Here is a 12,299-nt window from a genome sequence, read left to right as displayed (position 1 = left end):
CATTTGGCCTAACTAATTACCAGCAACTATCGACATTACAGCCATACGCACTGCAATGCCAAAGGTAACTTGATTCAAAATGACTGATTGTGGCCCATCAGCTACAACAGAATCAATCTCGACTCCACGATTCATAGGGCCAGGGTGCATGACGATTGCATCAGTCTTAGCAAGTGCTAGGCGTGAAGGCGTTAAACCATACTGCTTAAAGAAGGCCTCACCCTCTGGGACTTGACCAGCTTCCATGCGCTCCTTTTGAATACGTAAAGTCATAACTACATCAACATCTTTTAAGCCCTCTTCCATGCTATGAAAGACCTTTACGCCCAACATATTGAGATCGCTAGGCAATAAACTCTCAGGACCAATTGCCCTAATGTCTTCACAGCCCAAAGTTGTCAGGGCATTAATATTCGATTTAGCAACGCGGCTATGGACGATGTCACCAACAATCGCCACTTTTAAGCCTCTGAAATTCTGCTTGAAGTGACGCATCGTATACATATCTAACAAGCCTTGAGTTGGATGCTGATGACTTCCATCTCCGGCATTAACCACATGTACATGTGCTGGCACATGGTTGGCTATTTCAATTGGTGCTTTTGAAACACTGTGGCGCACTACAAATATATCTGCCTGCATTGCAACTAAGTTATCAATTGTGTCGAGAAGACTCTCACCCTTCGCAGTAGAAGAGGTGGAGATATCTAAATTAATCACATCAGCCGATAAACGCTTGGCGGCAATCTCAAAAGTCGTTCTAGTACGTGTAGAATTTTCAAAGAAGAGATTAAAGACACTCTTACCTCGTAATAGAGGAACTTTTTTTACCTCTCTTGATGGATCGGTAATGCTCACAAACTGCTGAGCAGTATCGAGTATATGAAGGATCTGCTCTTTTGGTAAACCCTCTAAGGTTAAGAGGTGGGTGAGCTCTCCAGCAGAATTAAATTGATTCACTAAGTTACTCTCCGAGCCCATTATTCATGCTCCTCAAGCTGAAAGTTAAATTTACCAGCGGTATCTTTTTCTAAAACTAAGATTTGCTTTTCGGAGATGTGGACTTGTTCACTTACAAAGTTTGCGCAAACCGGAAGCTCACGATTACCACGATCTGCAAGCACCATTAATTCAACTTGTGCAGGACGACCAAAGTCAAATAACTCATTCAAGGCTGCGCGCACTGTTCTACCGGTGAGCAAAACATCATCAATCAAAATAATGTTGGCACCATTCACATCAAAAGGTAAATGAGTCGTCATGGTGCTAGCGGTACGCAGAGCAGTCATTCCTTTCTCAGCATAATCATCGCGATGAAAAGCAACATTAATTACGCCATAGTGAGGCAAGCCCAAATCTTTAGCTAAGCGCTCAGCAATCCAGGCGCCGCCCATTGCTAAGCCAGCAAGCTCAAAAGAGCCTTGCTGCAACTTTTTGTGAAGCTCTTCGAGTAATTTTCCGTATAACAGTTCAGCGTTCATTCGTTTTCCAACACTTCTCAGTTTAAGTCAGCGGTCGTTCCGCAAAATACTGCTCCAAAATCAAAGCAGCAGAGTGTGCATCTAGATTGTCCCGCATCTTGGAGCCCCCCTCCAAAATAACGGACGTATAGCGCTCATCAACCCAAGCAACCGGCAAATTCAGCCTGCCATGTAATTGATTACCAAATCGAGTCGCCTTAGCCGTCATCTCATGCTCAGCCCCATCAGGATAGACTGGGCGTCCGACCACAAGCTGCTGGGGTTGCCACTCCCTAGTCAGCACCTGGATTTCTTGAAAAAGTGCATCAATATTAGGCGCAGCAATTATTTTTAAGGCTTGCCCCGCTTGCGTTACTGAATTTCCGACTGCGACACCAACTCTACGTGTTCCATAATCAAAGGCCATTACTGTAATTGGCTCAGTGAGTGAAGCGTTGGTCATATTAGGCATGCCCCGCTTCACCGGAAAAAGATGCCAAATCAAATCCGAGATGACTCATAGTTTTTTCATAGCGCTGAGTCGATGGTGTATTGAAAATAATTTCCATCATTTGCTCGCGTGACAAAGGGACGTTCATCCAACCATTCAAGATAATCTCTTCTTCTAGCTGACCAGCCCCCCAACCCGCATAACCAAGCGTCATCAAAAATTTTCTGGGGCCATTGCCGATAGCTACTGCCTCTAGAACATCCTTAGATGTGGTCATCGTAAGTCCACCCGGAATAATTAAGGAGGAGCTATAAGCAAGATGAGGGTTGGACTCATGAAGTACAAATCCACGCTCAACCTGAACAGGACCGCCGAAATAGACAGGCTGCTCGAGTAAGGGTGCAATTTCAAGTTTAAGTTCAATCTTGTCAAACAAAGTTGCCAAATCAACTTCAGTGGGTTTGTTCACCACCAAACCCATCGCACCTCGTTCGTTATGCTCAAACAAATAGATGACAGAGTTTGCAAAGTTAGGGTCTACCATGCCCGGCATAGAGATGAGAAACTGATTAGCTAAGTGATCGGCAGAATAGGAAATCAAAGACCCTGGGTCTAAATCACGGGGGGCTTTTTTGGCCGTAGTCATATAAACTTATTTTACCGAATATCTAGATTTTTCCGGTAATCCAGTAGGCAAATATACCAACTAGCTCATGTAGCAAGTTATTCCAATTATCAGCGCCTCCACCCAGATTAAATGATGTCCATGGAATGCTATTTGCTGTTTGGTAATCCACTGGTAAAGGCAAGACATCAATACCTTGTTTTTCAAATATCTTGACCGATCGATACATATGACTAGCAGAGGTAATCAGTAGCCAAGGCTTTGAAGCTCCAGCCGCATTCTTTAGGCCCAATTCTTCAATCATGGGCTTCACATAAAGAACATTCTCATAGGTATTTCGCGACTGATTTTCGTAGTGCGCCATCTTTTCACTCAATCCCTGCTCGGCAACCAACTGCTTAAATGCCTCAGCCTCAGAAGGCCCTCTTGGATTAATGCGACCTGAGTAACCGCTGAAAATAAAAGGTAGGTCTGGATACTTTCGAATGAGCTCAAAAGCTTTGGTGACACGTTCTGCAGCAGAGCCAATAGATACTTCTCCGCGATCAAGTGCGATTTCTCCACCCTCAATCGCACCACCTAAAATGATGATCCCGCCAATATCATTTCCCGCAAGATTTACTAAAGACGTTTTAGGAACGGCATCCTCAAGACTCCTTAAGCCTAACTCAGAGGTCGGTAGCCACCCCACTATCAGGAGATCCAGTAAAGCCAGTATCAAGAAGCGTTTACACAAGTCGAGCTTTCTGAGGGCTAGAAATAGTAAGCTCAGAAAAACAAAAGTGATGACCCAATTCAGTGGCTCTATGCAGAGCTGCACCACCTTCGAAAGAATAAAAAAGATCGAATCCATCATTAATCAAGATCTTAACCCTTTTAACTAAAGCCCCCTCAACAAATTGTTCCAATTACCCCTAATATAGGAGCTATGCAAAAAGCTCTTGTTTGGCTCCGACGTGATCTCCGCTTATATGACAATGCGGCGCTTCATCACGCCTTAAAAGAAAGTAAGCAAGTCTGGCTGACTTTTATCTTTGATACAGATATTCTCAGACCTCTGATGCAAGGTGAACTCGATGCTAGAGGCTTGAAACATGACCGTCGAGTCGATTTCATCTGGCAAGGGCTAAAGCAAATTGATGATGAACTTCGGCAATTGGGTGGCGGCCTCATTGTGTGCTTTGGTAAGCCAGCTGAATGTATTCCTCAAATTGCTCAAGAATTAGGTGTTGAAGCTGTACTGACTAATCATGACTATGAGCCCTCTGCCATCGCTCGAGATGAAATTATCAAGACTTCGTTACAAAAAATAAATATTCAGTTTGCCAGCTTTAAAGACCAAGTCATTTTTGAGAAAAAAGAAATTCTCACCAATTCAAATACTGTTTTTTCTATCTTTACACCCTATAAAAACAATTGGCTAAAAACGCTTCAACAAAAAGATCTTGCCTCTTATGAATGTAGCCCTAAGCCAGGGCAAATTGCTGCTATTCCTAAAAAATTAGACTTGCCATTCCCCTCGCTAGAATCTATGGGCTTTTGCCCTACCGGCATTGAAACTTATCTTCCACCCGGATCTGAAGGCGGACAGGCATTCTTGGAAGACTTTCTCTCGCGAATTGATCAGTACCAAATGGGGAGAGATTTTCCAGCAATCAAGGGCGTGAGCTACCTCTCTAGCCATTTACGCTTTGGCATGCTTTCGATTCGGGGTCTAGTACGCGAGGCCCATCGCAGAATGTTGGCAGGCAGCATGGGCGCTACCATTTGGCTGAGTGAGCTCATTTGGCGGGATTTTTATTTCATGATTCTGGCCAATCACCCACGTCTGGCTGATGGTGCTTCATTCAAACCAGACTATGACAATATTGTTTGGGAAGAAGGTGCTCATGCTAAAAAATTATATAAAGCCTGGTGCGAAGGTAAAACTGGCTACCCATTAGTTGATGCAGCAATGCATCAACTCAATCAAAGTGGTTATATGCACAATCGCCTGCGCATGGTAGTGGCGAGCTTTCTAACCAAAGACTTAGGAATTGATTGGCGTTGGGGTGAAGCCTATTTTGCAGCACATCTCAATGACTTTGAGCTCTCATCCAATAATGGTGGCTGGCAATGGGCGTCTTCTTCAGGTTGCGATGCCCAACCCTACTTCCGGATCTTTAACCCCATTACTCAATCAGAAAAATTTGATCCAGAAGGAAAATTTATACGCCGTTACTTGCCGCAATTGGAAAAACTTTCTAAGAAATCGATTCATGCACCATGGAAAGCAGGTCATATTGAGCTTGAGGCTGCAGGCATCGTACTGGGGCGAGACTATCCGATACCTGTAGTCGATCACGACGAGGCACGCAAGAAGACCTTGGTACGTTATAGCGTTGTTAAAAAAGTCGGCTAATAACTTATCAATCCGCTTTAAGATAGGGTATGAGCAAGATCTATGCTGTTGGTGACGTTCAAGGATGTGCACCATCACTCAAAGCCCTCGTTAAGAAGCTTCCCAAACAGTCGAAAATGATTTTTTTGGGTGACTTAGTCAATCGCGGTCCGAACTCACTTAGCGCGTTGCGTCAACTCAAAAAACTTCAAGAATCCGGTCGGGCTGAATGCATTCTGGGCAATCACGATCTTCACCTTCTGGCAATTGATGCTGGAATTCGCAAAACCAAAAGCCTTGATACAGTGGAAGCAATTCTCAAAGCACCAGACCGCAGAGAGCTCATTAATTGGGTACGCAAGCGCCCTATGGCGCTCAGCAATGGAAAACTACTGGCCGTGCATGCTGGTGTTCTCCCACAATGGGATTTACAGCAAGCGATCGAATGTGCGCAAGAAGTGGAGAAGGCTTTACGTAGCAAATCCTATAAAGAATTTCTGGGAAATATGTATGGCAATACGCCCAATAAATGGAGTAACTCCCTAAAAGGCTACGAGCGCCTACGAGTCATTACCAATGCATTGACCAGAATGCGCTTTTGCACCCCAGGCGGGCAAATGGAGTTTGAAAGCAAAGAAGGTCTAGAGAATGGTCCAAAAGGCTATATCCCCTGGTTCAAAGTTCCCAAGAGAAAAACCCGAGATACCTTGATTTACTTTGGCCACTGGTCCACTCTGGGCTTACTGCGTCAGCAAAACGTTGTAGGATTAGATACTGGCTGCGTGTGGGGAGGAAAACTCACCGCCATGCAAATCTCAGACAACAATAAAGATATGAAGAAGTCTGAGATTATTCAAGTGGATGGCTATGACCATCCCTTGCGAATGTAATTAAAGCAACTGCTTTATTTCAGTTTTTGGAATGATTTTTCAGCAGCAGTAATAATCGCATCAAGTACATCATTGTCATGCGCAATGGATGTAAAGCCTGCTTCGTATGCTGACGGTGCTAGATAAACACCTTCATCTAACATCAAGTGAAAAAACTTCTTAAAAGCTTCAATATCAGTTTTCGTGACAGCCTCATAAGAGCTTGGAACGGCATTGGCAAAATAGAAGCCAAACATACCGCCAACGTTATCAACCGCAAATGGAATGCCTGCTTTGTCGGCGGCTTGTTTTAAACCAGCCATGAGTTTTTGAGTTTGACCAGTCAGGCACTCATAGAAACCTTCTCTCGAAATAATCTCCAGAGTCTTTAAGCCAGCGGCCACAGCAACTGGATTACCCGACAAAGTGCCAGCCTGGTACACACTACCTAAAGGTGCTAACTTAGACATGATTTCTTTTTTTCCGCCAAAGGCTGCCATTGGCATACCACCACCCATGACTTTTCCAAGACAAGTTAAGTCGGGAACAATACCTTGCAGTGACTGAGCACCTCCAAGAGCCACTCTAAAGCCGGTCATGACTTCGTCATAAATTAAAACGCTACCATGCTTGCTCGTGAGATTACGAATCGCAGTCAAAAATGCTTTTGAAGGCTGAATCAAATTCATATTGCCAGCAATCGGCTCGATGATGACTGCAGCAATTTGATCGCCCTGCTTTTTAAATACCGCCTCGATCGCTTCAACATCGTTGTATGGCAAAACCAATGTGTGCTTGACTAAATCTTGAGGTACACCACCAGAAGATGGCGCATTCTGGGTTGAGTCTGCAAAGGTCAACAGGCCTGAGCCAGCCTTCACTAATAAGCTATCCGCATGTCCGTGGTAGCAACCTTCAAACTTAATGATGAGATCACGACCTGTGTAGCCACGAGCGAGACGTAAGGCGCTCATCGTTGCTTCAGTGCCGCTAGAGACCATACGTACTTGCTCAACACTTGGCATCACAGCGCAAATACGCTCTGCTAATTCAATTTCGCCTTCGGTTGGGGCGCCGTAACTAAAACTCGTTTCAGCAGCTTTTTGAACAGCCTCAACCACTTCTGGATTCGCATGACCGACAATCATGGGACCCCAAGACATAATTAAATCGATATAACGCTTATTGTCAGCATCCCAAAAATAGGGGCCTTTGGCTTTGGTTACAAATCGTGGAGTACCCCCAACCTGACGGAATGCCCGAACTGGCGAGTTCACTCCACCTGGAATTGTCTTCTGTGCCCGTTCAAATAAAACGTCGTTTTGACTCATGTTTATCTCAATCGCTTTTATCTATTTTTAGCTGTTATCAGCCAATTAAATTGCCATCATTTCAAAATCGTCTTTGCGTGCTCCACACTCTGGGCAAGTCCAATTCATTGGTACATCTTTCCAGAGTGTTCCTGGCGCAATCCCTTCATCAGGCAAACCAGCAGCCTCGTCATAGACCCATCCACAAATTAGACACATATACGTTTTAAATTCCATTTACCTAATCTCCGCAGTAATCACGCATTTAGAGGAACAACTTCTATTTTAAAGCGCATCAATCCTCTAAATCATCGTCTATATTTTTGGTCGCTGGACGCTTTGCATGCATCTCAAACTTGAATAACCGACATTCTAGAGGACCATTAAATAAAGGTGTTCGTTTTGACTCTTTAATGCGTAACTGCCCAGGCAAAGCCATATCCGCAGTCAATACAAAGACATTCCAACCACTAAATGCATCTTTGAGGTGTTGCCCAAACTGACGCAAGAACTCTACAAACTTGGGGTCTTGTTCCTCCTGAGCCTGAAGTTTCTTGAGAGACTCACGGCTTGAGCGTTTAGCACTTTGACGCCCCGTTTCTAGATTGAGTTCAAAACGATTTTCAGGTTCTGCAGTTTCATAACTAGCATCGGGCACAGCTCTTTCCTGACCTCTACCTCCTTTGATTACCAAACGCTCTCCATAAGGAGGGTTCAATAGCATGACGCCCTCTTTGGTATTGGTTGGTGGCTTACTTGCCATCGCATCAATCTGACGCACTACTGGTTGATCAGGTAATTGAGCTCTTTGCCAATTTCCCCGAAACATAGAAACTAACTTCTCATTAATATCGCTACCACTAATACCAAGAGACTCTGCATGAGGGTGTTGCTTACGCCTCTCGAATATCTCGTTTAGAGATGAGTCTTTTAGAGTAAGCCAACACTTTTGTTCAGCTGCTTCGTTAAACGGCTTTAGCCTCTGAAAACCAAAACCATGTGCTGAGCTCACTAATGGGCGATACGCAAGCCTACTGGGCTTAGCATCATCACCATACATCCCCGCACGAATCCCGCCTGGCGGGATAGCCAAGGCTATTTGCGCAGCCTCAATCAAGAAAGTGCCACTGCCGCACATCGGATCAAATAAAGTCTGCCCAGGCTTCCAGCCTGTAATAGACAAGATCCCTGCGGCCAAATTTTCTTTTAAAGGAGCGTCGCCCTTTTCATCTCGCCAACCTCGTTTAAAAAGTGCCTCACCAGAGGTGTCTAAATAAATGGTGACTTGAGTTGCCGTTAAATGTGCCTGCACCCGAATATCCGGAAAGGCCGTATCAATACTTGGTCGGTCACCTGTGACATCGCGCAAGCGGTCCACAATCGCATCTTTAATTTTCAGAGTCGCAAAATTTAAACTCTTTAATGGCGAACGATGCGCTGTTACATCTACCCGTAAAGTTTGCTTACTGGTAAACCAATCTTCCCAAGCCAAACCACTGGCTAACTTATACAAGTCATCTTCTTGTCGATAGGGCGCTTGCGCCATCTGCAGTAAAACTCGGCTAGCAATTCTGGAATGAAGATTCAATGCCATTGCTGCAGAAAGCGGACCCGCAAGACCAATTCCGCCGGTAGGGCTGGTCGGTGTTGGATCAATCACCCATGCACCCAATGCTTTGGAATCTGGGCGCTGGGAAATTGCTGAAAGCTCCTGTGCAAGCGGTACTTCTAAACCGCCTGGGCAAACAACAAAAAATCTCATGGGGCTAACAGTCTTAAATAGAAAAAAGAGTAGAAAAAGAAATTTGGAATAGTTTTTGAACTTATGGTTTAAAAATGACTAAAGCCACAATTACCAATAGCAAGATGACTGGGACTTCATTAAACCAGCGATACCACACTCCAGACTTGGTATTTAGACCAGCACGAAACTTCTTTAATAAGCTGAGGCAGACATGGTGATAAGCAATCACCAGGATTACAAAAAATAATTTAGCGTGCATCCATATATCGCCAGCACCAACTTCAAAAACAAGCCAAAGTGTTAAGCCTAGTAATACCGCTGGCACTGCCAATATGGTCATAAAGCGAAAGAGGCGATTAGCCATTCCCAAGAGACGCGCATAAGTCTCGGGATTTTTTTCATCAGCCAAGTTCACATAAATTCTCGGGAGATAAAACAAGCCTGCAAACCATGAAGTGATCAACACAATGTGTAAGGTTTTTATCCAGAGGTAAGCGTTCATAATGGTGTATTAGATGCGATGAAGTTAAGTACGAATTTCGCCATGACCCATCACGACATATTTAAGGGAGGTTAAGCCATCTAGACCAACAGGGCCGCGGGCATGGAGCTTGTCATTCGAAATACCAATTTCAGCACCTAAGCCATACTTAAAGCCATCGGCAAAACGGGTGCTAGCATTCACCATCACGCTAGCACTATCGACTTCACGCAAAAAACGATCGGCTTGCATCTTATTATTCGTGATGATCGCGTCGGTATGTTTACTACCATAGCGCTCGATATGATTCATGGCCTCATCGATATCGGCCACGGTCTTAATCGACAAAATAGGAGCGAGATACTCTGTGTGCCAATCTTCTTCTGTAGCATCCACTAAGTTTTTAAAGCCACTGGCCTCTAGAGTTGAACGCGTCAAAGTATCCACGCGCAACTCAACACCTTTATCTTGATAAATTTTGCAAAGCTCAGGCAAGACCTTGGGGGCAATAGCCTTATTTACTAAAAGCGTCTCCATCGCATTGCAAGGTGCATAGCGCTGTGTCTTGGCGTTATCGCAAACTCTGACTGCCATCGCGAGATCAGCATCAGCATCAATATAGGTATGACAAATACCATCCAAGTGCTTAATCATTGGGACACGTGCTTCTGCCATCAGCCGAGCAATCAGACTCTTACCGCCACGAGGAACAATGACATCAATATATTGGGTCATCGTGATCATTTCACCGACAGCGCTACGATCCGTGGTCGTAACCACTTGGACAGCATCTTTAGGCAGGCCCGCAGCAGCAAGACCTTCTTGAATGATTTGGGCCAACACGGTGTTGGAATCAATTGCCTCAGATCCTCCACGCAATATCACTGCATTGCCAGACTTTAAACACAGTGCTGCCGCGTCAATCGTCACATTGGGACGTGACTCATAAATGATGCCAATGACACCAAGTGGTACGCGCATCTGAGCAAGCTCGATACCAGAGGCCTGCTTTTTCAAGGCAGTCATTTTTCCGATTGGGTCCTCTAGGGAAATAATTTGCTCTAAACCTAATGCCATAGTTTCAATCACTTTAGGCGTCATGGTTAAGCGATCAATAAAAGCAGCGTCTTGGCTATTTGCTTTTGCACGATCAACATCTACCTGATTAACCTTCTGGATTTCACTTGTCCTTAGACGAACTAAGTTTGCGATATGTAATAAAGCTTGGTTCTTCTGCTCACTCGATGCACGAGCCATGGCACGCGACGCACTTCGTGCTCGCTTTCCAATGTCCTGCATCATTTCTTGAATCTCTTTACTCATTGACTTTGTTCTTTAAATTACCGTAATAAGTTTCCAACCAAACGCAAGCCATCCCAAGGATCTGCAGGCAATTCAGCTGCATAAAGACCTTTAACCTGACGATCTAGGCCTGCAGCAACCTGCATTGCCCTGCGCAATTTCAGCGGCTGAACTCTTCTGAGCGCAGCTGGGTATAAACGCTCTTTGTTACCCCAGATCCGATTTGCCCGCATCAGCTGTTGCACAGACTCTCCAGCATCACTAGCTACCTTCAATTTAGATAGTAGCCTAAGCTCTTCGGTCACGCTCCACAGAATCAATACTAAGGGCTCGCCCTCGCCTTTTAAACCATCTAACATGCGGTTTAGCCTCGGTAAATCACCCGCAAGCATTGCCTCAGTTAACTCAAAAACGTTATAGCGAGCTACTTTTAGAATGGCAGACCGAATTTGCTCTTCAGTTAAGACGCCTGTGGGATATAGGAGTCCTAGCTTCAGAATCTCTTGGTGAGCGGCAATGAGGTTACCCTCAACCTGGTCGGCAATAAACTCCAGAGCACGTTGACCCTCAGTACCGCTCTCCACTTCTTGATTTTGCATCCTCAGTCGACCTGCAATCCATCTTGGTAAGTGACTGCGATCTAAAGAGTCAATCTGAATAGCCATACCAGCATCATCTAAAGCGCTAAACCAAGCCGAAGTCTTCGTCTTGCCATCTAATCTAGGCAGGACAATGCATACCACTGTGTCCGGGCCATCTGGAGAGCTTGGCTGTGACCCTATTTGCGCGGCAAATTGTTTTAAAGCATCAGCGCCATCACGACCTGGTTTACCAGTCGGTATCCGCAACTCTACCCAACGCTTATCACCAAACAAAGACATGGTTTGACCGGCGCTCATGAGTGCACTCCAATCAAATCCGCGCTCTTGTAACATCACCTCGCGCTCAGTAAAACCCAATTTCTTGGCGGTAAGACGTAATTGATCGATTGCCTCCATCATCAGGAGGGGCTCATCCCCGCTAAAGACATAGAGGGGGAGCATCGCACCCCCTGATCCTAAGGATTTGAGGTGCACTTGCAAGGCGTCAACTTTGACCATGCGAGCTTTACATACCCTTAGAAAGTTCTACTGCGTGGGGCTTTAGTGGCAGCAGAGACGCGGCGCAAGATCTGCACTGCCAAGTCTTTACGCATCAAGGATAAGAATTGTTGCTGTTGAACATCGGTCGCCAACACAGTCGTATTTGAGAAGTCCATATCACGCGTCATATAGATTTCGCTATCAGGAATAATCTCTGCGCCAGCAAGATCGTAAGCTCTAAAACCTACGCGAATATTTAAGCGATATGCAGAAACTTGACCAGCAGAGTTATAAGCCAATATCTCGCGACCACTAATGTCGTTCGTAATCTCTAAAATTAAGTCGGCATCTTTTGGATTAATCGCAACCTTGACGTCTGTACCCGTCAAAATAGAGGTTTGAATATCGGCACGTAAGGGTGGTGATGGATTGCCAGTAATGGCAATTGCCTGAAATGGTAAGTCCACCATGCCGCGTAAGCGATAGCCACAAGCCAGCAAGCCACCGATTGGCGCACTGACGATTAATCCAAGCATTGCACGTCGCAGTCGATTTGTGCTCATATCCTTAGTTTCTCTCATTAGCCTCTATACAG

14 protein-coding genes are annotated in these 12,299 nt (G+C 45.1%); 2 read left to right on the top strand and 12 right to left on the bottom strand.

Annotated features, from left to right (window positions below):
* Positions 1-12: 12 nt before the first annotated feature.
* From ICN21_RS05605 to ICN21_RS05585, 5 genes are read right to left on the bottom strand one after another with little or no spacing between them, the layout of a single operon-like run.
* Positions 13-981, bottom strand: a complete 969-nt coding sequence (locus ICN21_RS05605) for an aspartate carbamoyltransferase catalytic subunit (protein ID WP_216177347.1) — start codon at positions 979-981, stop codon at positions 13-15.
* Positions 981-1,481 carry a bifunctional pyr operon transcriptional regulator/uracil phosphoribosyltransferase PyrR gene (pyrR, locus tag ICN21_RS05600; RefSeq protein ID WP_216177345.1) on the bottom strand — a complete coding sequence of 167 codons (501 nt, stop codon included), beginning with the start codon at positions 1,479-1,481 and terminating at the stop codon, positions 981-983. Before pyrR ends, ICN21_RS05605 begins: the two co-directional genes overlap by 1 nt.
* 22 nt (positions 1,482-1,503) lie before the next feature.
* Complete coding sequence (ruvX, locus tag ICN21_RS05595) at positions 1,504-1,923, bottom strand: Holliday junction resolvase RuvX (RefSeq protein ID WP_216177342.1); 420 nt, start codon at positions 1,921-1,923, stop codon at positions 1,504-1,506.
* A gap of 1 nt (position 1,924) precedes the next feature.
* Positions 1,925-2,557: a YqgE/AlgH family protein gene (locus ICN21_RS05590; RefSeq protein WP_216177339.1), complete on the bottom strand. Its 633-nt coding sequence runs from the start codon at positions 2,555-2,557 to the stop codon at positions 1,925-1,927.
* 22 nt (positions 2,558-2,579) lie between these two features.
* Positions 2,580-3,392, bottom strand: a complete 813-nt coding sequence (locus tag ICN21_RS05585; protein ID WP_255534221.1) for a YdcF family protein — start codon at positions 3,390-3,392, stop codon at positions 2,580-2,582.
* 72 nt (positions 3,393-3,464) lie between these two features.
* Here ICN21_RS05585 and ICN21_RS05580 point away from each other — a divergent pair, with 72 nt between their 5' ends.
* Positions 3,465-4,937: a deoxyribodipyrimidine photo-lyase gene (locus tag ICN21_RS05580; protein WP_216177337.1), complete on the top strand. Its 1,473-nt coding sequence runs from the start codon at positions 3,465-3,467 to the stop codon at positions 4,935-4,937.
* Positions 4,938-4,966: 29 nt separating this feature from the next.
* Positions 4,967-5,806: a symmetrical bis(5'-nucleosyl)-tetraphosphatase gene (locus tag ICN21_RS05575; RefSeq protein ID WP_216177334.1), complete on the top strand. Its 840-nt coding sequence runs from the start codon at positions 4,967-4,969 to the stop codon at positions 5,804-5,806.
* Positions 5,807-5,820: 14 nt separating this feature from the next.
* Here ICN21_RS05575 and hemL read toward each other — a convergent pair whose 3' ends face one another.
* From hemL to lptE, 7 genes are all read right to left on the bottom strand, one after another.
* On the bottom strand, positions 5,821-7,116 hold the full coding sequence (gene hemL, locus ICN21_RS05570) for a glutamate-1-semialdehyde 2,1-aminomutase (RefSeq protein ID WP_216177331.1): 1,296 nt from the start codon (positions 7,114-7,116) through the stop codon (positions 5,821-5,823).
* Between the two features lie 45 nt (positions 7,117-7,161).
* Positions 7,162-7,332 (bottom strand): rubredoxin, encoded by a 171-nt coding sequence (locus ICN21_RS05565; protein ID WP_068947854.1) that lies wholly within the window; start codon positions 7,330-7,332, stop codon positions 7,162-7,164.
* 58 nt (positions 7,333-7,390) lie between these two features.
* On the bottom strand, positions 7,391-8,857 hold the full coding sequence (locus tag ICN21_RS05560) for a class I SAM-dependent RNA methyltransferase (RefSeq protein WP_216177328.1): 1,467 nt from the start codon (positions 8,855-8,857) through the stop codon (positions 7,391-7,393).
* Between the two features lie 61 nt (positions 8,858-8,918).
* Entirely contained in the window at positions 8,919-9,341 is a 423-nt protein-coding gene (locus ICN21_RS05555; RefSeq protein ID WP_216177326.1) for a CopD family protein, read from the bottom strand.
* 24 nt (positions 9,342-9,365) lie between these two features.
* Complete coding sequence (locus ICN21_RS05550) at positions 9,366-10,643, bottom strand: glutamate-5-semialdehyde dehydrogenase (protein ID WP_216177323.1); 1,278 nt, start codon at positions 10,641-10,643, stop codon at positions 9,366-9,368.
* Between the two features lie 17 nt (positions 10,644-10,660).
* On the bottom strand, positions 10,661-11,722 hold the full coding sequence (holA, locus tag ICN21_RS05545; protein WP_216177320.1) for a DNA polymerase III subunit delta: 1,062 nt from the start codon (positions 11,720-11,722) through the stop codon (positions 10,661-10,663).
* A gap of 17 nt (positions 11,723-11,739) precedes the next feature.
* Positions 11,740-12,267 carry an LPS assembly lipoprotein LptE gene (gene lptE, locus ICN21_RS05540; protein WP_216177317.1) on the bottom strand — a complete coding sequence of 176 codons (528 nt, stop codon included), beginning with the start codon at positions 12,265-12,267 and terminating at the stop codon, positions 11,740-11,742.
* Positions 12,268-12,299: the final 32 nt, after the last annotated feature.

Origin of the sequence: Polynucleobacter sp. AP-Feld-500C-C5 (genome assembly GCF_018882265.1) — a bacterium.
Taxonomy (GTDB): Bacteria; Pseudomonadota; Gammaproteobacteria; order Burkholderiales; family Burkholderiaceae; genus Polynucleobacter.
Note: the sequence above shows the minus strand (reverse complement) of the source record. Positions and strands in the feature narration are given on the sequence as shown.

Excerpts from the sequence above, each read along its gene's own strand:
- ICN21_RS05555 (WP_216177326.1), bottom strand. The coding sequence starts at position 9,341 with ATGAACGCTTACCTCTGGATAAAAACCTTACACATTGTGTTGATCACT.
- ICN21_RS05585 (WP_255534221.1), bottom strand. The coding sequence starts at position 3,392 with ATGATGGATTCGATCTTTTTTATTCTTTCGAAGGTGGTGCAGCTCTGC.
- lptE (WP_216177317.1), bottom strand. The coding sequence starts at position 12,267 with ATGAGCACAAATCGACTGCGACGTGCAATGCTTGGATTAATCGTCAGT.
- ICN21_RS05580 (WP_216177337.1), top strand. The coding sequence starts at position 3,465 with ATGCAAAAAGCTCTTGTTTGGCTCCGACGTGATCTCCGCTTATATGAC.
- ICN21_RS05590 (WP_216177339.1), bottom strand. The coding sequence starts at position 2,557 with ATGACTACGGCCAAAAAAGCCCCCCGTGATTTAGACCCAGGGTCTTTG.
- hemL (WP_216177331.1), bottom strand. The coding sequence starts at position 7,116 with ATGAGTCAAAACGACGTTTTATTTGAACGGGCACAGAAGACAATTCCA.
- holA (WP_216177320.1), bottom strand. The coding sequence starts at position 11,722 with ATGGTCAAAGTTGACGCCTTGCAAGTGCACCTCAAATCCTTAGGATCA.
- ruvX (WP_216177342.1), bottom strand. The coding sequence starts at position 1,923 with ATGACCAACGCTTCACTCACTGAGCCAATTACAGTAATGGCCTTTGAT.
- ICN21_RS05605 (WP_216177347.1), bottom strand. The coding sequence starts at position 981 with ATGGGCTCGGAGAGTAACTTAGTGAATCAATTTAATTCTGCTGGAGAG.
- ICN21_RS05565 (WP_068947854.1), bottom strand. The coding sequence starts at position 7,332 with ATGGAATTTAAAACGTATATGTGTCTAATTTGTGGATGGGTCTATGAC.
- ICN21_RS05575 (WP_216177334.1), top strand. The coding sequence starts at position 4,967 with ATGAGCAAGATCTATGCTGTTGGTGACGTTCAAGGATGTGCACCATCA.
- ICN21_RS05560 (WP_216177328.1), bottom strand. The coding sequence starts at position 8,857 with ATGAGATTTTTTGTTGTTTGCCCAGGCGGTTTAGAAGTACCGCTTGCA.
- pyrR (WP_216177345.1), bottom strand. The coding sequence starts at position 1,481 with ATGAACGCTGAACTGTTATACGGAAAATTACTCGAAGAGCTTCACAAA.
- ICN21_RS05550 (WP_216177323.1), bottom strand. The coding sequence starts at position 10,643 with ATGAGTAAAGAGATTCAAGAAATGATGCAGGACATTGGAAAGCGAGCA.